General features: G+C 71.3%; 19 protein-coding genes and 1 pseudogene. 9 read left to right on the top strand and 11 right to left on the bottom strand.

Annotated features, from left to right (window positions below):
- Positions 1-35: 35 nt before the first annotated feature.
- Positions 36-1,226 carry a cytochrome P450 gene (locus K7G60_RS39120; RefSeq protein ID WP_225799993.1) on the top strand — a complete coding sequence of 397 codons (1,191 nt, stop codon included), beginning with the start codon at positions 36-38 and terminating at the stop codon, positions 1,224-1,226.
- A 124-nt stretch (positions 1,227-1,350) separates the two neighbouring features.
- Here K7G60_RS39120 and K7G60_RS07405 read toward each other — a convergent pair whose 3' ends face one another.
- Positions 1,351-2,328, bottom strand: coding sequence for an acetylxylan esterase (locus K7G60_RS07405; protein ID WP_225799992.1), 978 nt, complete (start codon positions 2,326-2,328; stop codon positions 1,351-1,353).
- Between the two features lie 239 nt (positions 2,329-2,567).
- Here K7G60_RS07405 and K7G60_RS07400 point away from each other — a divergent pair, with 239 nt between their 5' ends.
- On the top strand, positions 2,568-2,849 hold the full coding sequence (locus K7G60_RS07400; protein WP_225799991.1) for a hypothetical protein: 282 nt from the start codon (positions 2,568-2,570) through the stop codon (positions 2,847-2,849).
- A 38-nt stretch (positions 2,850-2,887) separates the two neighbouring features.
- On the opposite strand, the gene K7G60_RS07395 is transcribed toward K7G60_RS07400, so the two are convergent.
- Positions 2,888-5,188, bottom strand: a complete 2,301-nt coding sequence (locus tag K7G60_RS07395) for a catalase (protein ID WP_225799990.1) — start codon at positions 5,186-5,188, stop codon at positions 2,888-2,890.
- A gap of 318 nt (positions 5,189-5,506) precedes the next feature.
- On the opposite strand from K7G60_RS07395, the gene K7G60_RS07390 reads away from it, so the two are divergent.
- Together K7G60_RS07390 and K7G60_RS07385 are read left to right on the top strand one after the other, a co-directional pair.
- Positions 5,507-5,959 (top strand): DUF6098 family protein, encoded by a 453-nt coding sequence (locus K7G60_RS07390; RefSeq protein WP_225799989.1) that lies wholly within the window; start codon positions 5,507-5,509, stop codon positions 5,957-5,959.
- A 670-nt stretch (positions 5,960-6,629) separates the two neighbouring features.
- Entirely contained in the window at positions 6,630-7,034 is a 405-nt protein-coding gene (locus K7G60_RS07385) for a hypothetical protein (RefSeq protein ID WP_225799988.1), read from the top strand.
- Between the two features lie 113 nt (positions 7,035-7,147).
- On the opposite strand, the gene K7G60_RS07380 is transcribed toward K7G60_RS07385, so the two are convergent.
- Both K7G60_RS07380 and K7G60_RS07375 read right to left on the bottom strand, forming a co-directional pair.
- Positions 7,148-7,627 carry an SPW repeat protein gene (locus K7G60_RS07380; RefSeq protein WP_225799987.1) on the bottom strand — a complete coding sequence of 160 codons (480 nt, stop codon included), beginning with the start codon at positions 7,625-7,627 and terminating at the stop codon, positions 7,148-7,150.
- Positions 7,628-7,765: 138 nt separating this feature from the next.
- On the bottom strand, positions 7,766-8,155 hold the full coding sequence (locus K7G60_RS07375; RefSeq protein ID WP_225800060.1) for a hypothetical protein: 390 nt from the start codon (positions 8,153-8,155) through the stop codon (positions 7,766-7,768).
- Positions 8,156-8,336: 181 nt separating this feature from the next.
- On the opposite strand from K7G60_RS07375, the gene K7G60_RS07370 reads away from it, so the two are divergent.
- From K7G60_RS07370 to K7G60_RS07360, 3 genes are all read left to right on the top strand, one after another.
- Positions 8,337-8,558, top strand: a complete 222-nt coding sequence (locus tag K7G60_RS07370; RefSeq protein ID WP_225799986.1) for a hypothetical protein — start codon at positions 8,337-8,339, stop codon at positions 8,556-8,558.
- 189 nt (positions 8,559-8,747) lie between these two features.
- Positions 8,748-9,548, top strand: a complete 801-nt coding sequence (locus K7G60_RS07365) for a phosphodiesterase (protein ID WP_225799985.1) — start codon at positions 8,748-8,750, stop codon at positions 9,546-9,548.
- The gene (locus K7G60_RS07360; RefSeq protein WP_225799984.1) at positions 9,542-9,964 is read left to right on the top strand and encodes a hypothetical protein; all 423 of its coding nucleotides are present in this window, start codon (positions 9,542-9,544) and stop codon (positions 9,962-9,964) included. Before K7G60_RS07365 ends, K7G60_RS07360 begins: the two co-directional genes overlap by 7 nt.
- 110 nt (positions 9,965-10,074) lie before the next feature.
- On the opposite strand, the gene K7G60_RS07355 is transcribed toward K7G60_RS07360, so the two are convergent.
- Together K7G60_RS07355 and ctaD are read right to left on the bottom strand one after the other, a co-directional pair.
- Entirely contained in the window at positions 10,075-10,488 is a 414-nt protein-coding gene (locus K7G60_RS07355; RefSeq protein ID WP_225799983.1) for a hypothetical protein, read from the bottom strand.
- Between the two features lie 2 nt (positions 10,489-10,490).
- Positions 10,491-12,212, bottom strand: coding sequence for a cytochrome c oxidase subunit I (ctaD, locus tag K7G60_RS07350; RefSeq protein ID WP_225799982.1), 1,722 nt, complete (start codon positions 12,210-12,212; stop codon positions 10,491-10,493).
- Positions 12,213-13,179: 967 nt separating this feature from the next.
- On the opposite strand from ctaD, the pseudogene K7G60_RS07345 reads away from it, so the two are divergent.
- A pseudogene (locus K7G60_RS07345) lies at positions 13,180-13,938 on the top strand (collagenase); the annotation flags it as partial.
- Between the two features lie 165 nt (positions 13,939-14,103).
- Here the strand turns inward: K7G60_RS07345 and K7G60_RS07340 are convergent.
- From K7G60_RS07340 to K7G60_RS07320, 5 genes are read right to left on the bottom strand one after another with little or no spacing between them, the layout of a single operon-like run.
- Positions 14,104-15,084 carry an ABC transporter ATP-binding protein gene (locus K7G60_RS07340; RefSeq protein ID WP_225799981.1) on the bottom strand — a complete coding sequence of 327 codons (981 nt, stop codon included), beginning with the start codon at positions 15,082-15,084 and terminating at the stop codon, positions 14,104-14,106.
- Positions 15,081-16,085 (bottom strand): ABC transporter ATP-binding protein, encoded by a 1,005-nt coding sequence (locus K7G60_RS07335; RefSeq protein ID WP_225799980.1) that lies wholly within the window; start codon positions 16,083-16,085, stop codon positions 15,081-15,083. The genes K7G60_RS07340 and K7G60_RS07335 overlap by 4 nt, the downstream gene beginning before the upstream one ends.
- The gene (locus K7G60_RS07330; protein WP_225799979.1) at positions 16,085-17,071 is read right to left on the bottom strand and encodes an ABC transporter permease; all 987 of its coding nucleotides are present in this window, start codon (positions 17,069-17,071) and stop codon (positions 16,085-16,087) included. The genes K7G60_RS07335 and K7G60_RS07330 overlap by 1 nt, the downstream gene beginning before the upstream one ends.
- Positions 17,068-17,994, bottom strand: coding sequence for an ABC transporter permease (locus K7G60_RS07325; RefSeq protein WP_225799978.1), 927 nt, complete (start codon positions 17,992-17,994; stop codon positions 17,068-17,070). Before K7G60_RS07325 ends, K7G60_RS07330 begins: the two co-directional genes overlap by 4 nt.
- Positions 17,995-18,007: 13 nt before the next feature.
- Positions 18,008-19,756 carry an ABC transporter substrate-binding protein gene (locus K7G60_RS07320; RefSeq protein ID WP_225799977.1) on the bottom strand — a complete coding sequence of 583 codons (1,749 nt, stop codon included), beginning with the start codon at positions 19,754-19,756 and terminating at the stop codon, positions 18,008-18,010.
- A 356-nt stretch (positions 19,757-20,112) separates the two neighbouring features.
- Between K7G60_RS07320 and K7G60_RS07315 the strand changes: the two genes are divergently transcribed.
- Entirely contained in the window at positions 20,113-20,793 is a 681-nt protein-coding gene (locus K7G60_RS07315) for a triacylglycerol lipase (protein ID WP_225799976.1), read from the top strand.
- Positions 20,794-21,029 lie beyond the last annotated feature (236 nt).

The raw sequence follows: 21,029 nt of genomic DNA, 5'->3' as shown, positions 1-21,029 counted from the left end.
CCTCAACCAGGCCCGATGCGCAGGGGAGACGTTTCGTGGAGCAAGCGGCAGCCGTGGACCCGATCCTGGATCTGGCCCGTCCGTCGATCCTGCGGAACCCCTACCCGGCCTACGCGCACCTGCGGGAGACCGCGCCGGTCTTCTGGCACGAACCGCTCGGCTCCTGGGTCCTGACCCGCCATGCCGACTGCCTCGCGGTCCTCACGGACGGCAACCGGTTCGCCTCCGACTGGCGGCGCGCGGGCGAGGACATCCCCGCACCGCTGCTGAGCGTCCAGACCCTCGACCCGCCGGAGCACACCGCCATCCGGCACCTGCTGCTCGACGGCTTCCGCGCCCAGGACCGCCGGGCCCTGCACGACGGTCTGGAGCACCGGATCGCGGACCTGCTCGCCGAGCTGGCCGAACGGCCTTCCTTCGACTTCGTCGGAGAGCTCGCCGAACCGGTCGCCCTCCGCTTCGTCACCGCCTTCCTCGGTGTCCCCGCCCCCGAACTCGACTGGTTCGTGCCCATGTCCCGTACCGTCGTCGACGGCATGGACGCCGGGCTGTGGCCCGAGAAGCACGAGCCCGCCGTCGCGGCCCGGGCCCGACTCGCGGAGTACGCCGGCGGATGGCTCGCGGACCCGCCGAAGGAGGGGCTCATCGCCCACGTGGCCGAGCACGCGGCGGAAAGCGGCGTGGCAGAAACGGTTCTGCGGAACAGTCTGCGGGCCGTCCTCCACGCGGGCTACGAATCCGCCTCACGGTTCCTCGGCAACGCCGCGGCCGCTCTCCTCACCGCCCCCGGCGCGCTCGACGCGTTCCGGGCGAGCCCGGCCCCGGCCGTGGACGAACTCATCCGGTACGACGCACCGGTCCAGGCGGACGCCCGGGTCTGCGTCACCGACACCGAACTGGGTGGCGTCACCATCAAGGCGGGTGATCCGGTCACGCTCTTCCTGGGCGCGGCCAACCACGACCCGCTGCGGTTCGACCACCCCGCAGAACTGCGACTCGACCGCGCCCCGAACCCGCACCTCGGGTTCGGGCGCGGGGCCCATGCCTGTCTGGGCGCGTCCATGGCGATCCGGCTCGCCGGATCGGTCCTCGGGGCCCTGGCCAGGGACTACCCGGACGCACGGGCCGTCGCGGAACCGGAACACCGGCGCAATCTGACCCTCCGTGGTCTCGACCGCTTGGAGGTCACACTGCGTCCACGAGCGGGGGAGGAGGTCCGACCATGAAGTACTGGCACTGAAACCAGCGAGCGTGACGCCCGTCCGGGAGGCGGGCGGCACGCCGGTGTGCGGCTCACGTGCACCCCGCCGGAGCCCGGGTCCGCTGCACGGCCCGGGCTCCGGCCCCGTTTCAGGAGCCCTGACGCAGCTTCCCCGGCAGCCAGCGGAGCTGGGCGGCCTGCTGGAACGCGCCGCCGCCCTCGTGGTCGTTGAAGTCGTACACCTCGATCGCCTTCTCCTCCGCGGCGTACGCGTTGAAGGCCGCGAACACCGTCGACGGCGGGCACGTCTCGTCCTCCAGGGCCGTCGAGAACAGCGCCGGGGCCGTCGCACGGGCCGCGAAGTGGACCCCGTCGAAATAGGCCAGCGTCTCCCTGACCCGCTCCACCCGGCCGCGGTGCGCCTTGAGGTAGTTGCCGATCTCGCGGTACGGCATGCGGTCCGTGATCGTGGTCGCGCGCGGGAAGTCGCACAGGAACGGCACGTCCGGCGCCACCGCCACCAGGTTCCGCACCAGCCCCGCCACGGCCAGCGTGATGCCGCCGCCCTGGCTCCCGCCCGTCACCGCCGTACGGCCCGCGTCCACCAGCGGATGCGAGCGGGCCGCCTCCACGGCGCGCACCGCGTCCGTGAAGAGCCGGCGGTAGTAGTAGGAGTACGGGTCCTCGATGCCCCGCGTCATGAAGCCCGGGAACGAGGGCGCGCTGCCCGTCGGGTCCGGGGTGTCACCGGTGGCCCAGCCGCTGCCCTGCCCGCGCGTGTCCATCACGAAGTGCGCGAACCCGGCCGAGGCCCAGAGCAGATGGGTGTGCGGAAGGCCCCGCCCACCGCCGTACCCGAGGAACTCCACCACGACGGGCAGCGGTTCGGTCGTGCCGGCCGGCAGGACGAACCATCCCCTGACCGGGTGCCCGCCGAACCCGGCGAAGGTCACGTCGAAGACCTCCACCGTGGCGAGCCCGGTCACCACGGGCTCGAAGCGCGCGTCCAGCTCGTGCGCGCGTGCCTCGTCGAGGGTCTTGGTCCAGAAGGCGTCGAAGTCCTCGGGTTCCACGGACGCGCTCCGGTAGGTGCGGAGCCGGTCGAGGGACAGGTCGAACTGGGTCATGGAAACCGCCTGGTGAGTGAAGGTCTCGTTCGAAATCTCGACCGGTCGCCCCGGTCCTCCTCACCCTAGGGCGTACCCCCACCGATTCATATACGTGAACTTCAGGGGTTCTCGGGCGGACACTCCGCGCGGTGAACACCACGTGAACGCCGCATGGCCGCCACTCATGACATCCTCGGACGAACCGCCCACACGGCGTCCGACCTGTGGGCCTTCCTCGTCCTGCGCGGAGGGACACCTTGCTCGTCAGCCACGTTGTACGCCCCGACGCCCTGCACGTGACGCTCCACCGCGACCTGGACGTCACCAACCGCGCCGCGGCGGCCCTCCGGATCGAGGCCCTCGTCCAGGCGCACCGGCCCGCCCGGGTCGTCATCGCGGTTCCGGCCGCCGACCCCAGCCCCGCCACCCTCAGCGCCCTCGCCCGTGCCCACCGCATGTGCGCCGGCCTCGGCGTCCCCCTCGTCCTCACCGGCGCGAGCGAGCGCACCGGCCGCCTCCTGGAGACCGACGGCGCCTGAGACGACGGTCGTGTGTCCCCGGGAGGCGGCGGCCCCGCTCAGACGGTCGCGGGGAACCTGTCCCAGGCGCGGTGTCCGGTGAGGGCGCGGGTGAGCTGTTTCAGGGCCGCGGCGGCGGTGTCGGCGAAGGCGATGCCCGGCTCGTTCTCGTGGATGCCGGCCGCTTCGAGGATCCGGGAGGAGCCGTTCCAGCCGCCGATGGCCTTGCCGTGGCGGTACGCCTCCGTCAGCAGCAACAGGACCCGGGGGTCGGGGCCGTCGGGGCCGGACGTGCCGGCCTTCGCGTCGCGGGCGCCGTGGGCGTCGGCCGCGGCCCGGGGCGCACCGGCGAAGAGCAGGGCGTCGAACTCGACCGAGCGCGCGGTGGCGAAGGTGCGCTGGACGGTGACGGGGTTCCGCGACCCCAGGGTGCCGCCCGTCGGGGCGATCACGAGCGGGACCATTCCCGCGTTGAGGATCGTCTTCCTGACGGACCGGACGCCCTTCAGGTCGGCGTCGCCGTCGGCCACGATGCCGATGATCCTCCCGTCCACCGGCCAGGTGCGGCCCAGCTGGGACAGGGCGGGGCTCGGTTCGACGTCCGCGAGCGGTTCGGTGGCGGCCGGGGCGGGGAGCCCGAGACCGGTGGCGACCTCCTCGCAGAGCTGCGGATCGATGTTGGCGAGGACGGTCAGCATCCTCTCCTTCACCGCCTGTTCGTAGCACTTGCCCAGCTCGAAGGTGTAGGCGGCGATGATGTGCTCGCGTTCGGTCGGCGTCATGCTCAGCCAGAAGAGCCGGGGCTGCGAGAAGTGGTCGGCGAACGAGGCGGGCGCCTCGCGTACCTTCCGCGCGGCGGCGACCTCGACGGGGGACTCGATGAAGGCCCCGTCGTCCGCACCGGCCAGGAACGGGCAGCCGCCGTCCAGGGAGTTGGGGCGGTAGGGCGCGACTCCGGCGTGCACCGCCGTCTGGTGCATCCCGTCGCGGAGCATGTCGTTGACCGGGGTGTGGGGGCGGTTGACGGGCAGTTGCGCGAAGTTGGGGCCGCCGAGCCTGCTGATCTGGGTGTCCAGATAGGAGAACAGGCGCGCGGCGAGCAGCGGGTCGTCGGTGATGTCGATGCCGGGCACGAGGTGTCCGGGATGGAAGGCGACCTGCTCGGTCTCGGCGAAGAAGTTGGTCGGGTTGGCGTTGAGGGTCATCAGACCGACGGGCCGCACCGGCGCGAGCTCCTCGGGCACGATCTTGGTGGGATCGAGCAGGTCGATCCCCTCGAAGGTCTGCTCCGGGGTGTCGGGGAAGACCTGTACGCCGAGTTCCCACTGGGGGAAGGCGCCCGCCTCGATGGCGTCGGCCAGGTCGCGGCGGTGGAAGTCGGGGTCCATGCCGTTGGTGATCTGCGCTTCTTCCCAGACCAGGGAGTGGACGCCGAGCTTCGGCTTCCAGTGGAACTTCACCAGGGAGGTCGAGCCTTCGGCGTCGGTCAGGCGGAAGGTGTGGACGCCGAAGCCCTCCATCATCCGGAAGGAGCGGGGGATGCCCCGGTCGGACATGTTCCACAGGGTGTGGTGGGTGGCCTCCGTGTGGAGGGAGACGAAGTCCCAGAAGGTGTCGTGGGCGCTCTGTGCCTGGGGGATCTCACGGTCCGGGTGCGGTTTCCCGGCGTGGATGATGTCGGGGAACTTGATGCCGTCCTGGATGAAGAAGACCGGGATGTTGTTGCCGACCAGGTCGAACGTGCCCTCGGAGGTGTAGAACTTCGTCGCGAAACCGCGCGTGTCACGGACGGTGTCCGCGGAGCCGCGTGAGCCGAGGACGGTCGAGAAGCGTACGAAGACGGGTGTCTCGACGTCCTTCGCCAGGAACGCGGCCTTGGAGATCTTCGCGGCCGTGCCGTAACCCCGGAAGACCCCGTGCGCGGCGGCCCCCCGCGCATGGACCACCCTCTCGGGAATGCGCTCGTGGTCGAAATGGGTGATCTTCTCCCGCAGGTGGTGGTCCTGGAGCAGCACCGGGCCGCGTGCACCGGCCTTGAGCGAGTGGTCACTGTCGTAGAGCCGGGTGCCCTGGGCGTTCGTCAGATGGGCGCCGCCCTGTGCCACGGCCGCCTGGGGCGCACCCGTGGGCTGTCCGGTCGGGCTGACGGTGTCGGGGCCGTCCTGGTCGGGAGCGGGCGGCAGGGGGCCCCGGGGCAGGGTCGGCTCGGTCACCTCCGGCGGCTCGGGCGCCGGCTTCCCGGGCACGGCGCGCGGCGCGTCCTGCCGCCGGGGACCGCCCTCGGGCGCCGTGGACTTCCGGGGCGTGGACTTCCGGGCCGTGATCTCGCCCGTGTTCTTGCTCGAGTTCTTCCGGACCATGCCTGCTCTCTCTTCCTGTGGGATTCCGTGGTTTGCGAGTGCCTCGCCGCCCCACCGGCCGACGTCCCTCGAGCCCGGTGCCACCCTCTCGTCCCGCTCGGCATCCGGCATCCCGAGCGGCCCCGCTACGGCCGGGCCTCATGCGAACGGGCGTTCCTGGGTGCATTCGGGGGAACGCGGACCGCTCGGCGGGGCCGGCCATCGGCGGGCCCCGCGCCCGTCGCGGGGCGACGGGCGGCGTCCGGGCGTCCTTCCGGGTGTTCGTCGACGATGTGGTCAGTGGTGCTGCATCGGCCGTGGTTCGGGTAGGGGCGGGGTGTGAACCCGTCGAACGCCTCCCCTCTCCCCAGCATCGACTCGCTGGACGAACTCGCCGACGTCCTCGCCCGGGGCAGCGGCCTGTACGTGCGGTGGTCGAGGGGCCCCGATGCCGATCTGCCGGACGTGAGCAGCCGCGACGATCTCACCGGGGTCCCGCTCCCGGGCCTGTCGGCGAGTCCCCTGGACGTCGAGCCCTGGTGGGGCGACCGCCCCCTGCGCACCTGGGCCGCGCGGCGTCTCCACGACTACTCCCACCTCCCGCGGGTCAAGGACCCCCGGGTGCGGCCCTGGCTCCTGCGCGGACGCGAGGTCGGGCGCGGGCCCGACAACGAGCCCCTGGTCGCGGAGGTGCGGCCCCTGGGCTGGATCGGTGATCGCGTCATCGAGGAGGCCTCGTCCGAGGTCGAACGCCAGCCGAACGGCTGGGGGCCCCTCGACCGTCACACCTGATCCGTGTGCCGTGTGCCGTGTGCCGTGTGCCGTGCCCGCGGCCGGAGCCGCCGCGTGCGCGGCGGCTCCGGCCGCCCTCGGGCCCGCTGAGGTGCGCGGCGATGACCGGACCCGGCCGTCACGACCGCCGGTCGAAGGTCAAGTGCCCATGCCCTCCTGTTCGGGTGGGGTGCCGCCCCCTTCGCCACCGCCTCGGTTCCCCTTGTCGGTGCCGTGGGGGCGCCCCGAGGACTTCTCCGCGCCTCCTGGCCTCTGCCGTGCCTTGAGGGCCGCGGCATCTTCGGGCGTGGCCGCTCCCTTGCCGCTACGCCGCTGTCCGGGTTGCTGGGGCTTGCTCATCGCGTCCTCCTGGATCGATGGAAGAGAACTCCACTCGTCTTCGCGTGTGACCTGTCGGAGCGCCCCTCAATCCTTTTGTCATGGTTTGAGTCTCGGCGTCCGGCGATGCCGAGGCCCTGCGCGGACTGAACGGTCTCTTCCGGCTCTTGTCCCCCCGCTCCCGTACGGCGGACCGACTTCCCCGCCGACGGCCGACGGCCGACGGAGCGGCGGAGCGGCGGAGCGATGGTGATCACGGACGCCGTCCGGAAACCGAGCCGGTGCGGAGCCCGTATGGAACCGCCCCTTCAGGGCACCCGCAATCCCGGAAGCCGGAGCGGAGGAGGAAGCCATGCCCAGCCCCTTGACCGTGGCGCGAGCCCAAGGCCTGTTCAACCTGGTGGGCGGTCTGTGGCCGGTGGTCTCGCTCCGCACCTTCGAGCGCGTGTACGGAGCGAAGGCGGAAGGGTGGCTGCAGAAGACGAGCGGCGCCCTGCTCGCCTCGGCCGGCATCAGCATGCTGATGGCGGCTCCCGGCCCCGAGGGACTGCGACATGCCCGTCGTACGGGGATCGGCACGGCGCTGACGTTCCTCGCCGTCGACCTGGTGTACGTGCCGAGGCGGCGGATTCCGGCCACCTATCTCATGGATGCGGCGAAGGAAGCAGCATGGCTGGCGTCCTGGTGGGCGGCGGGGACGGAGTCCGGCGACCGGACTCGCCGCCGCGAGGCACGCCGTCGTCGGTTCGCGCGGTGAGGCCGGGTGGGCCGTGAGGCCGTTCGGCAGGGGCTTGCGAGGGGGTGGGGAACAAGGGACAGGAGACCGGATCCGGGCCTGAGGGCAGGTCGGATCCGGTCTCGTGTCAGGGGTCAGCGGTCCCCGGCCATGGGGTGGCGCCGGCCGGTGGGGGAACCGCGCCGGGTGCCGGTGCGGTCGCGGGCCGCGGACGCGGCGGCGAGAGCCAGGAGGGTGGCGATGGCTCCCGTGATGAGGTTGCTGGTGATGGAGCGGGTGTGGGCCACGTCGCCCGCGACGACCCAGGGGGCGACGCAGGTCCAGATGCCGATGACGGCCGCGGCCCAGGCCATGGAGTGGGTGCGTTCGTACGAGGTGCCGAGGCCGCCGAGGAGCAGCATGTACGCGAGTCCGGCGATGAGGTTGGTGACGGCCAGTGTGGTGAAGCCGTTGAAGCCCACGATCCAGGGGGACGCGGCCAGGAAGAGACCGGTGACCAGGGCGAGGGCCTCGATCATCTGGGCTCGCGGGGTGACGGCGGCCCTGTCGTGCCGGGCGCGCAGTTCCATCAGGTCCGGATGTTCTTCGATGGGTGCGCGATGAGTTGATGCCATGATGACCTCCGAAGGATGTTCACCCACCGCTTACCCATAAATCCGGCATAAATAGACGAAATGGGTGAATGTTGCGCAGTGCGCAGGGAGGGGCGCCGGATCGGGCGGGCTCCCCGGCCGCGTTCGCGAGCCGTCGGTCTAATGCGGCGCGCGCAGCAGCGCGGCGAGGGCCGCGGCGAATCCCATCGGCTCCACCGGCAGGGTGATCACGGCGTCGGCGCGGCTCCAGGTGGCCAGCCAGGCGTCCTGGGGCCGGCCGATCAGGAGCAGGACCGGCGGGCACCGGAAGACCTCGTTCTTGATCTGCCGGCACACGCCCATGCCCCCTGCGGGGGCCGCCTCGCCGTCCAGCACGCAGGCGTCGATGCGGCCCGTGTCCAGTGCCCGCAGGACCGCGGGAAGGGTCGCGCACTCGACGAACGTGACCGGCGGGACGTCGGGGGCGGGGCTGCGGCCGGTGGCCAGACGGACCTGCGCCCGGGTGTCGGCGTCGCTGCTGTAGAGGAGGACCGAGACGCTCGCTGCCATCATTTCTCCAGGCTGCGGTGATCGGGCGTGGCGGAGCGGAGCCGGTACCTGCGGGTAGGGTCCCGGAACCGAGATGTTCAAAAATACACAGATGGGGTATTTCCGCATGTTCGGCGCCGGCCGGACGCCCGCCCGTTCCTCACGGGCGGGCGGGTGACGTCATGGCATGGCGGTGAGAGCGATGGCTCAATGCAAGATCCCCGACTACCGCACCGATCATCGTGGCAGGCACTGGACGCACGCCCTGCGCTGGGCGCAGAAGGCGGGAGCCGTCATCGTCACCGACGAGACGGAGGAACCGGTGATCTACGCGCACGAGGGCTCGGGGCCCGGGCGTTTCAGGCCCTGGATCACCGCGACCGGTGCCCGCTACGACAGCCACGACGTCCATCCCGAGTGGTGACCAGGGGTGACCGCGCACGGCGCGGAAATCCGGTCGAGACCTCTGGACTCCGCCGAGGACGGTTCGCCGCCTGGCAGGCGCGGTGGTGCGGCGCAGCAGCGTGAACTCGTAGCGCTCCCACTCGTCTGCCGTGGCGACTCGGAGGCACCGCGGGCGAGTCGACCGGCGCGGCCGGGGTAGTCGGCGGGCATGAGAACGAGCGGTACGGGCATCGGACGCACGGGCACGGCCCGCTTGGACGCCGGCGTCGGCGCCGACGAGGCGGGCGTCGTCTTCCGCGCGGCGCGGGCCGTCGCCCGTCGCCGGGGCGCCCGGCCCGCCCTGCACCCCCACGGCGTGGTGCTCGCGGGACGCCTCGACGTGCCCGACCAGGAGATCCGGTGGGGCGTGCCGTGGTTCGACCGGCCCGCGTCGTACCCGGTGACGGCACGGTGGTCGCGGGCGGCCGGGTTGCCCCGCCCGCTTCCCGACGGGCTGGGGCTCGCGCTGCGGGTGGAGGACGCGGATGGACCGGGGCGCTCCCTGGAGCTGTTGCTCACCAGCGGCGGTCGCGGTCGCCTGACCCGGCACGTGCCGATTCCGCGCGTGTCCGCCACCGCCGGTCCGTACACCACGCTCCTGTCCTATGTCGTGGGTGCCGGGAAGGGCGTCGTGGCCGCGTTTCCCGTGCCGAACTCCCCACGGATCGCGGCCGACCCGGCCGCGGTGGGGGCGGCGGCGGCCTCACGGCCCGTCGTGTTCGACCTACGGGTCGGGACGCCTGCGGGCTGGCGGCCTCTGGCGCGGCTCACCCTCTTCCGTGAGGAGCACGCGCCCGCTCGGCACGGATTCGACCCCTATCGGAACTGCCTGCCCGGCTTCCACCCCGTCGACCGCCTGCGTGCGCTGCGCCTCGCCGCGTACGCGGGGTCCCGAGCCGGACGGGGTGGGAGCGAAGGTGCGACGGCCGGTCGCGCGAGATCGGCACGGGGAGATGGCGAACCATGGTGATCCAGATCGACCGGGGTCTGACGCCGCGCGTCTCGGACCCTGCTCATGTGCTGCGCCAGGGGGCCCACGATCAGATCCTGGGCCTGCTGATGCTGGCGGTCTCGGTGCTGCTGTTGCTGGTGCCGATGGCCACGCAGGCAGGGCCCAAGGACGCGCAGATCAACGAGATGCTCGTGGGGCTCGTCGTCGCGTTCACCGCGGGGTGGCGCATCTATCGCGGCGGGAGCCTGCGATCCGATGCCGTCGTGGGTCTGGCGGGCGCGTGGCTGATCGTCTCGCCGCTCGTCCTGGACGCCCAGAACACCGCCGTGGACACGGCGGACCGCGTGCTGGCCCTCGTGGCCGGCAGTGCCCTGGTCGTCCTCAGTCTGGTCTCCTTGCTGATCTGGCGGTCGGACCGCAGACGCCGTACCTGACCGACCTGCGCCCCGCACCTGACCGACCTGCGCCCCGCACCTGACCGACCTGCGCCCCGTACCTGACCAACCTGCGCCCCGTACCTGACCAAGCGGCGCCCCGCACCTGACTAACCGGCGCCCCGCGCGACCGCGACGACCCACAGCACCGCCGCCGCGCCGGCGGCCACGCCGAGAGCCGTACCGACCAGACGCCGGCGCAGGCACGCGTAGCGCCGGCCGTACTCCCGGCGGAGTTCCTCCGCGTGCGCGACGGCGGCCTCGAGCATCCGTCGGCGTACGGCCAGGTGTTCCTGGGCGAAGGCGCGGGCGACCTCGGCCTCCTCGCCCGGTCCCAGCCAGGGAAACCGGTGGGCGAAGGCGGCACCGGCCTCGGCGGCCTCGGTCCTCGCACGCTGCGCGAGCAGGTACCCCTCGAGCCGCACGATGCCCGTGACCGCTTCGGCCGCGAGGTCACGCCGGGCCGCCCCGGCCATGAGGTCGGGCGGGCCCGGCAGGCCCTGGTGCTCACGACGGCCGGGCACGGTCATGCCCCTCGGCCGTCTTCCGGGCCCTGGGCGGCGCCGGGGTCGTCGATGACGTCCCGCTTGTGCGTCCGGCCGTAGTCGAGCGCCGCGAGGCTGGGGAAGTTCAGGTCGAAGGCGGGTGACTCGGAGCGGACGCGCGGGATGGAGAGGAAGTTGTGCCGGGGCGGCGGGCAGGAGGTGGCCCATTCCAGGGAGCGGCCGAAGCCCCACGGGTCGTCCACGGTGACCCGCGGGGCGGTCTTGGCCGTCTTCCAGACGTTGTAGAAGAACGGCAGGGTGGACATGCCCAGCAGGAACGCGCCGATGGAGGAGACGGTGTTCAGCGTCGTGAATCCGTCGGCCTGCAGGTAGTCGGCGTACCGCCGGGGCATTCCCTCGGCCCCGAGCCAGTGCTGGACGAGGAACGTGGTGTGGAAGCCGACGAAGAGCGTCCAGAAATGGATCTTGCCGAGCCTTTCGTCGAGCATGGTGCCGGTCATCTTGGGCCACCAGAAGTAGAAGCCGGCGAACATCGCGAAGACGACCGTTCCGAAGACCACGTAATGGAAGTGGGCGACGACGAAATAGCTGTCGGTGACGTGGAAGTCCATCGGCGGCGAGGCCAGGATGATTCCGGTCAGCCCGCCGAAGAGGAAGGTGACGAGGAATCCGATGGACCACAGCATCGGGGTCTCGAACGAGAGCGAGCCGTTCCACATCGTGCCGATCCAGTTGAAGAACTTCACCCCCGTGGGCACCGCGATCAGGAAGGTCATGAAGGAGAAGAACGGCAGCAGCACCGCACCGGTGGCGAACATGTGGTGCGCCCACACCGTCACCGACAGGCCCGCGATGGCGATCGTGGCGCCGATGAGTCCCACGTAGCCGAAGATCGGCTTGCGGGAGAAGACCGGCAGGATCTCGGTGACGATGCCGAAGAACGGCAGCGCGATGATGTAGACCTCGGGATGGCCGAAGAACCAGAACAGGTGCTGCCACAGCAGCGCCCCGCCGTTGGCCGGGTCGTAGACGTGCGCGCCGAACTGCCGGTCGGCCTCGAGCGCGAACAGCGCCGCCGCCAGCACGGGGAACGCGAACAGCACGAGCACCGAGGTCAGCAGCACGTTCCAGGTGAAGATCGGCATCCGGAACATCGTCATGCCCGGGGCGCGCATGCAGATGATCGTGGTGATGAAGTTGACCGCACCGAGGATCGTCCCGAAGCCGCCGAGCGTGAGCCCCATGATCCACATGTCGCCGCCGACGTAGGGCGTGCGTTCCCCGCCGCTGAGCGGCGTGTAGGCGGTCCAGCCGAAGTCGGCCGTGCCCTGCGGGGTGAAGATGCCGCAGAAGGCGATCAGCCCGCCGAAGAGGAACAGCCAGTACGAGAACATGTTCAGCCGCGGGAAGGCGACGTCGGGCGACCCGATCTGCAACGGCATGATCGCGTTGGCGAAGCCGGCGAAGGTGGGGGTGGCGAAGAGCAGCAGCATCACCGTGCCGTGCAGGGTGAACGCCTGGTTGTACTGCTCGGGGGAGACGATCTGCAGACCCGGCCGCGCCAGCTCCGCCCGGATCACCAGGGCGAGAATTCCACCGAGCAGGAAGAAGACGAACGAGGTGATCAGGTAGAGGTGCCCGATCTTCTTGTGGTCCGTCGTCGTCAGCCAGTCCACGACGATCCGGCCCTTGCTCCTCCTTTCCGTGGGCACGAGGGTGGGTGGTTCCGTGGAAGTGACCATGAGAACTCCGTCGGGGAGGGAAGGCGATACACACGGGCAGAGCGACCCTAGACACGCGGCTTCCGACAAGCTGCTGGGACACGTGCATTCGCAATCAATCCCTTCATCAGACAGGACCGGACCCGGAAGGCGCTCGGGGAGTGGGGGCGCCGCGGATCGCCGTGGGGCCGGCCGGTGCTGATTCCTCCTCCTGATCGCCCCGGTCCCTTTCCGCAGGCTGCGCGTCAGGCTCTGCGCTGCCTTCGGACGGGACAGGTGAGGACGGCGCCGCCGGCTGACCGACGGCTTACGGGCCGAAGGGCAGTCGCCAGGCCGTCCAAGAGGAGGAAGCGCTCCGGTTCGGAGCGGGAAAACGCCCCGTGATGCGCCGCGTACGCGGCGGCCTGATGTCCCGTCACGAAGCGCGGGCACCCCGGACCTCCGAACGGCCGATCAGCGACCGACACCGCCGAAGGTCCAGCCCTCGCCGAGGACCAGGAAGACCAGGTCGAAGCCCCCGTAGGCGGGTCTGACGAACTCGGCGCCGGTTTTCGTCCCCATGTCCTCGCCCTCGTACGGGCGGTGCCGTCCCGCTCGACCGACGGCCGCTCGAAGCCGCTCCACGAGCTGTGGGCGTCCCCTGTTCCCTCGGTGGCCAGGCCCCTGCAATTCCCCTGCCCCGGGGCGGAGTCGGACGGCGAACGGGCTCCCTACGGCCTTGTGAACAATATTGAAAAGCCATGTGACATGTGCCATTTTACTGCGCAGCCCGTCACGGACGGGTTCCCAACTTCCCTCCCAGGAGTGAATCTTGCGCGCCATGGCCATCGCCACCGCCCTGCTCGTCGCCGCCGTCGCGGCCGCTCCCGCCCAGGCCGCCCAGGCCGGTCCGGCCGACCCCCGGCCGGAACACGTCTTCGCGGACCCGGCCCAGCGCCCGGCCCACGGAAACGCCAAGAACGTTCCCGGCGCGACCGCCGGCGGCGGGCTGGAGTCACGGATCCTGCCGATCGTCCACGACTGCAACCCGTCGCTGCGCATACGTGCCCAGGAGATGACAGCCGCTCAGCTGGCGGCGACCTGCGCGAGCCTGACCGGCCAGGACGCCTACTTCCACGGCGTGGTCAAGGACTCGGGACCGGTCGCGAACGACTACAACACCACCCTGGAGGTCGACGTCTTCAACTCGAGCGCCGACTACAAGGCCTACGCGAGGAAGATCTACGGCATCGACACCAACAACGGCGGCATGTACCTGGAGGGAGACCCCTCCAGCCCGGGCAACCAGCCCCGGTTCATCTGCTACGAGCGCACCGACGTGAGCCCCGGCTGGCAGATCTGGAACCTCAACCACGAGTACACCCACTACCTCGACGGCCGTTACGACCTGTACGGCGACTTCGGCGCCAGCCAGACCACCCCCACCGTGTGGTGGGGCGAGGGCATCGCGGAGTACGTCTCCTACTCCTACCGCGGGATCCCCTACACCAACGCGCTGGCCGAGGCCGGCAAGCACACGTACTCCCTGCGCACGCTGTTCGACACCACCTACGCCAACAGCGACGTCAACCGCACCTACAACTGGGGCTACCTCGCCGCCCGCTACATGGTCGAGCGCCACCCCGCCGACGTCGCCACCGTGCTCGGCCACTACCGCACCGGAAACTGGACCGCCGCCCGCGCCTTCCTCACCTCGCTGGACTACGAGGCCGACTGGAACGCCTGGCTGACGGCCGTGGCGGCGGGCGCCTGACCCGTACGCCCGACGCCGCCGGAGTCTCCGCCGACCGGAGGACGGGCGGTCGCGCCGACGGCTACGGGGAGACCGTCCGCGTCACCGAGCGGTGGTCCGTCGACAGCGGTGTGCCCCGGGACCGGTCGGTCCCGGGGCACACCGCATGCCGGCCGCGTGTCAGGCGCTCTCGGGGAAGTGGCAGGCCACCTGACGGGCCTCGCCCTGTGCGGTGGTCCGCAGGGCCGGTGCCTCGGTGCGGCAGATCGCCTGCGCCTTGGGACAGCGGGGGTGGAAGGTGCAGCCGGGCGGGGGAGCGGCCGGGCTCGGGGGGTCGCCGAGCAGCGTGATCCGTTCCCTGGTCCGCTCGGCGGCCGGGTCGGGCAGCGGCACCGCCGAGAGCAGCGCCCGGGTGTACGGATGCTCCGGCGCCCCGTACACCCGCTCCTTGTCCCCGATCTCCACGATCCGGCCGAGGTACATCACGGCGACCCGGTCGCAGACCCGTTTCACCACGGACAGGTCGTGGGCGATGAAGAGATAGGCGAGGCCCAGCTCCCGCTGGAGCCGCTCCATCAGATTGACGATCTGCGCCTGCACGGAGACGTCGAGGGCGGAGACGGGCTCGTCCGCGACGACCAGCCGGGGGCTCGTGGCGAGCGCGCGGGCGATGCCGATGCGCTGGGCCTGGCCGCCGGAGAACTCGTGCGGATAGCGGTCGATGTGCTCCGGGATGAGCCCGACGAGCTCCATCAGCTCGACGGCCCGCTTGCGCGCCTCCGTCGCCGGGCTCCCCTGCACCAGCAGGGGATCGGAGATGATCCGGGCCACCGTCTGCCGTGGGTTGAGGGAGGAGTGCGGGTCCTGGAAGACCATCTGGATGTCGCGGCGCAGCGGCTTCAGCTGCCGCTGGGACAGGTGGCTGATGTCGCGTCCGTCGTACGAGACGGAGCCGGCGGTCGGTTCGAGGAGGCGGACGATCGCGCGGCCCGTGGTCGACTTGCCGCAGCCGGACTCGCCGACGAGGCCGAGGGTCTCGCCCGCCGCGAGGTCGAAGCCGACGCCGTCGACGGCCCGGATCGGTGCCGAGCGGCCCCGGCGCCCGGGGAAGGTCATCCCGAGGTCCCGTACGCGGAGCAGGGGCGGGGGTGTGGTGGTCATGGGGCGACGCCTTCGTACGCGGGGAAGTGGCAGGCGACCGGGTGTCCCTCCGGGCCGCCGAGCGCCGGCCGCTCGGCCGCGCACCGCGACCGCTCCTCCTCGGAGCCGCGGGCGGCGCGGGGGCAGCGGGGCGCGAACGGGCAGCCCGGTGACGGGTCGAGCAGGGACGGCGGGCTGCCGGGGATCGCCCGCAGCGGCGCGTCGTCCGGGTCGTCGAGCCGGGGCAGCGAGTCGAGCAGACCCCGGGTGTACGGATGAGCGGGGGCCGTGAACAGGGCGTCCACCGCGGCCTGTTCGGCCGCCCGGCCGCCGTACATCACCAGGACGTCGTGGGCCACCCGGGCGACCACGCCCAGATCGTGGGTGATCATGACGACGGCCAGTCCCCGTTCCTCCTGGAGGCGGGCGATCAGTTCCAGGATCTGGGCCTGGACGGTCACGTCGAGCGCGGTCGTCGGCTCGTCCGCGATGAGCAGGTCCGGTTCGCAGGCCAGCGCCATGGCGATCATCACGCGCTGGCGCATCCCGCCGGAGAACTGGTGCGGGTACTCGCCGGCCCGGCGCCGCGGCTCGGGGATGCCGACCTCGGCGAGGGCCTCGACGGCCCGCGCGCGGGCGGCCCTGCGACCGGAGCCGAAGTGGACCCGGTGGTGCTCGGCGATCTGCTCCCCGACGGTGTAGTACGGGTGCAGACTGGAGAGCGGGTCCTGGAAGATCATCGCCATCTTCCGGCCGCGCAGTCTGTTGAGCGCGCGGTCGGAGAGGCCGATCAGCTCCTGCCCGTCCAGGACGACGGAACCGGTGACGTCCGCGCCGGTGTGCAGGCCCATGACGGCGAGCGAGGTGACGGACTTGCCGGATCCGGACTCGCCGACGATGCCGAGGGTCCGGCCGCGCGGCACGTCGAAGGCGAGGGAGTCGACCGCCCGGACGGGGCCGTGCTTCGTCGGGAACGTGACCGTGAGGTCCCGTACCGACAACAGGGGTGCGGAGTCGGCCATCAGTACCTCACTCGCGGGTCGACGACGGCGTACAGCAGGTCGACGGCCAGGTTGGCGACGACGATGAAGGTGGCGGCGAGCAGCGTGACGCCGAGGATGACGGGCTGGTCGCCGGTGGAGAGCGCGCCGTAGAACAGCCGGCCGACGCCCGGGAGTCCGAAGATGGACTCGGTGATGACGGCGCCGGCGAGAAGACCGCCGAGGTCCATGCCGAAGATGGTGAGGACGGGGGTCATGCCGGCGCGGAGCCCGTGTTTGACGACGACCGTGCGGCGGGGGAGTCCCTTGGCGCGGGCGGTGCGGATGTACGGCTCCGCCATGGTCTCGATCATCGAACTGCGGCTCTGGCGGGCGTACATGGCGGCGTACAGGATCGCGAGCGCCAGCCAGGGCAGCAGCAGGTTGGCGGCCCAGTCGAGCGGGTCGGTGCCGAACGGCGTGTACTGCGGATAGGGCAGCAGTCCGGCCACCCGGATCAGCCCGTAGATCAGCATGACCGAGGTGAAGTAGACGGGCAGGGAGGCGGCGGCGACCGCGCCGACCATGAGGACGCGGTCGGTGAGGCTGTCCTTGCGCAGGGCCGCCGCGACGCCCGCGGAGAGTCCGAGGAGCAGCCAGAGCACGGCGGCGCCGAGGGCGAGGGAGGCGGAGACCGGGAGCCGGTCGACGAGCAGGTCCCAGACGGGCTGGCTGTTCTCGTACGAGTAGCCCAGGCAGGGGAAGTCGCAGTTCAGCGCGTACGGGCCGGAGCCGACCGTGCGGCCGGTGAGAATCCCGGCGGTGAAGTCGGCGAACTGCCGCCACAGCGGCTGGTCCAGGCCCATGTGGGCGCGGATGGCCTCCAGGCGCTCGGCGCTGCACGACTTTCCGCAGGCCGCGGCGGCGGGGTCGGAGGGCAGGACGTAGAAGATGGTGAAGGTGACGGCGGCGATGGCGACGAGGACGGCGACGACGCCGAGCAGCCGGCGGGCCAGGTAGAGGATCACGTGCGGCTTCCCCTCGGGTCGAGGATGTCGCGCAGCGCGTCGCCGAGCAGCGTGAACGAGAGCACCGTGAGGAAGAGGCAGAGGCTCGGGACGACGAAGTACATGGGATCCGTGTCGTAGAAGGCGACGCTCTCGGCGATCATCTGGCCCCAGGAGGGCGTCGGCGGACGGACGCCGACGCCCAGATAGCTGAGGGCCGCCTCGGTGGCGATCATGCCGGGGACGATCAGGGTCGTGTAGGCGATGACCGGCCCGGCGACGCCGGGGAGGATGTCGCGGGTCAGGATCCGCCAGGGGCCGGAGCCGCCGACGCGGGCGGCGTCGACGTACTCGCGGTGCTTGAGCGAGAGGGTCTGGCCGCGGACGACGCGGGCGATGCCGGGCCAGCCGAACAGGCCGATGACCAGGGTCATCAGGACGATCCGGTTGACGTCCCGCGCCACCGACATCATCGCGATCATGAAGATGAGGGAGGGGAAGGACATCGTCAGGTCCATCAGGCGGGAGAGGGCGCTGTCGGTGCGGCCGCCGAAGTAGCCGGCCGCGATCCCGGCCGCGGTCCCGGCGGCGACGACGATGGCCGTCGCGGCGAAGGCGATGAGCAGGGAGACCTGGGCGCCGTGCACGACCCGGGCGAACAGGTCGCGGCCGGTGACGGGTTCGACGCCGAGCCAGTGTTCGGCCGAGACGCCGCCGAGCGGTCCGACGGGCAGGCCTCCCAGATACGGATCGACGGCGCTCTTGTCGAACTCCTCGGGCCCCCAGCCGCCCAGCGCGCTGAGCAGCGGGGCGGCCACGGCCATGACCGCGAAGAGCGTGACGACGGCGAGGGACACCTTCACCGAGGGGCGGCGGCGCAGTTCCGCGCGGGCGAGTCGCCAGGGACCGCTGCCCGCGCGTGAGGTCGGAGAAATGGTCGACATGACTGGTGGTTCCTCAGTTCCCGCTCTTCGCCGGGTCCTTGAGGCCGACCGTCGCGTAGTCGATCTGGCCGCCGAAGGAGGTGTGTCCGAAGGCGCCGGCGATGTTGGTGCCGAGCAGCAGCGGCATGCGCTCGATGACGGCGGGCGCCGTGGGGGCCTTGGCGAGGATCTCCCCGTCCAGCGTCTGCCAGGCCTTGTTCGCCCGGGCCGCGTCGGCCATGGCGGCGATCTCGTCCATCCGCTTCATCGTGGCCCGGTCCCGGAAGAGGGAGTGGTTGCCCGAGTTGCCCTTCTCCTTGATGTAGCGGCCGTCGAAGACGAAGGGCAGGAAGGTCGACCCGGAGGGGTAGTCCGGGCACCATCCGGTGTAGACGAGGTCGGTGCGGTTCTCGGTGTCCCCGATGGTGTCGTAGAACGCGGACGGGTCGACGGTCTCGATGGTGACCTTGATGCCGGCCCGGCCGAGGGACTGCTGGATCGCCTCGCCGACGGCCTTGTCGCCGTTGGAGACGGTGATGCCGGTGGAGAGCCCGTCGGGCCTGCCGGCCTCCTTCAGGAGCTGCTCGGCCTTGGCGACGTCACCCGTCAGCGGTATCCCCAGGGTGTCGGGCTGCTTGCCGCCCTGGAAGAGGGAGCCGGGCATGAGGGCGGTGGCCGCGTCGTTCAGCGCGGGTCCGCCGGAGGCGGTGACGAGGGCCTCGCGGTCCAGCGCGTACTGCACGGCCCGGCGGACCCTCACGTCGTCGAAGGGGGCGCGGCCGGTGTGCATCTGCACCATCTCGGTGCAGTTGGTCGACTCGGCGAGCAGCCGCGCCTTGACGTCGGCCTTGGTGAGCACCTTCGGGGTGGACTCGGGACGCAGTTTGCCCCAGGACACCGCCGACGCGTCCGCGCCCGCGCTCGCGATCAGCCGGTCGTCGATCTGGTTGCCCTTCAGTCCCATCGTCACGACGATCCGGTCCGGGTACGCCTTGCGCACGGTGTCGGTCCCGGCGTCCCAGTGCGTGTTGCGCACCAGGACGAGCTGCTTGTCGCGGGCGTAGGACTCGATCTTGTACGGGCCGGAGGAGAAGGGCCGGTTGTCGTACTGGGGGCCCTTGTCCTTCGCCCGGGGCACCGGGGCGAAGGTGGGCAGCACCGTGGCGTAGGGGAACTCGGCGAAGGGCTTGCGCAGTTCGAAGACGATCGTGTGGTCGTCCGGAGTCCTGACGGAGTCGAGGTGCTCGCCTCCCGCCGGGCCCTGGTAGCCCTCGGCGCCGGCGAGGTAGCGGGCCGCGTAGTCGGGGCCGCCGGGGAGGTCGGGGGAGAAGGACCGCTCGACGTTGTACTTGACGTCCCGGGCGGTGATGGGGGTGCCGTCCTCGTACTTCAGGCCCTGCTTCAGCCGGAAGGTCCAGGTCTTCGCCCCGTTGGACGGAGTGCCGAGGTCCTCGGCCAGGTCTGGGACGAGGTCGCCGCCCTTGGCGCCCGGTTCGGCCTTGTAGGTGACGAGGGTGCGGTAGAGGAGGCGCGTGCCGAAGTCCATGTCGCCCATCACCCAGTTGCGGGCGGGGTCGAGGTGGGTGAAGTCCTGGTTGGACAGGACGGTCAGGGTGCCGCCCTTCTGCGGAGTCCCGCCGACCGTCGCGCCGTTGTTGGCCGTGACGGGGTTCTTCCGGTTCCGGTCGCCGCCGGCTTCCTTCCCGCCGGAACACGCCGTGACGCCGAGGGCGAGCGTCGCCACGAGGGCGGTGGCCAGGGAGGTGCGCGTGCGCTTGTTCATGAGGGGTCACTCCGGGTGCGAAGCGGACAGCCAGAGGGCTGAGTGGAATGTGACCCGTAACATAGTAATGTGAAATTGTACTGACAAGCCGTCGGGGGTTCCGTTACCCATCCGTGTCATCCGGCCGGAGGGTCCGGCCGAGGTCGGCACCCCGGCGCGGTCCGCGGCTTCCTGACGCGCGGTCGGGATGCGGGGCGGCCGGGGCCTCCGGTGCCGCACAAACGCTACGAGGTGGAGCGAAACCGCAGGTCAAGGGCTGGTATCGATCCCTGAAGGGCCATTGACCCGGCGCGGCTACCAGGGAGTAACCTCTGCTCGCGCCGCCCCCCACCGAGCCGATCACCCAGAGGTACGCCTTGAAGAAGTACGTGCTCGCCGCCCTCGCCGGCGCCCTGCTGGCACTCACGTCCGCGGCCCCGGGCCACGCCGCCGGAACATCCGCCTTCGGGCCGTCCAGCAACCCCGTCCTGTTCGTCCACGGATACAGTTCGTCGGGCTCCTACTGGAACACCATGGCCGACGACTTCCGGGCCGACGGCTGGCCCTCGTCCCACCTGGACCAGTGGAGCTACGACTGGCGACAGTCCAACGCCACCACCGCCCAGCAGCTGGCCGCCGAGGTGGACCGCCTGCTCGCGGCCACCGGCGCGTCCAAGGTCGACATCGTCAGCCACTCCATGGGCGGGCTCTCCAGCCGCTACTACGCCAAGAACCTGGGCGGCAGCGGAAAGATCGACGCCTGGGTCTCGCTGGCCGGTCCCAACCACGGCACCGACTGGGCCAACGGGTGCGCCTACACCTCCTGCCTCGAGATGCGCATCGGCTCCGCCTTCCTCGCCTCGCTGAACGCCGGTGACGAGACCCCGGGCGACCCGCGCTACGGCACCTGGTGGTCGCCCTGCGACACGGTCATCAACCCCGACAGCAGCGTCGCTCTGAGCGGCGCGAGGAACACCCAGACCGCCTGCCTCGGTCACACCGCCATCGGTTCGGATCCGACCGTCTACGGGCAGGTGCGCGACTTCGTCAACGCCTGACGCACCACGCGTCGCCAGGGGACGGAAGCCGGCCCCGCACGGGACGTCCGGCAAAGTCCGGTGCCGACCCGCTCGGAGGGGTACCGGAAGTGCGTCCCGGGCGGTGCGGCGTCCACTCGGCCGCGTCCCGGTCGGTCTCCTGCCGACCGGGACGCGCGGTGACCGCGACCGGAAAGGCCGCGGCGTCCTGGCCGTGCGGCGTATGCCCCACGACCGGCGCGCCCCACGACGGGCGG

This window comes from Streptomyces sp. NK15101 (genome assembly GCF_020400725.1).
Taxonomy (GTDB): domain Bacteria; phylum Actinomycetota; class Actinomycetes; order Streptomycetales; family Streptomycetaceae; genus Streptomyces.
The sequence above is the reverse complement of the archived record's forward strand: the minus strand, read 5'-3'. Positions and strand labels throughout refer to the sequence as shown.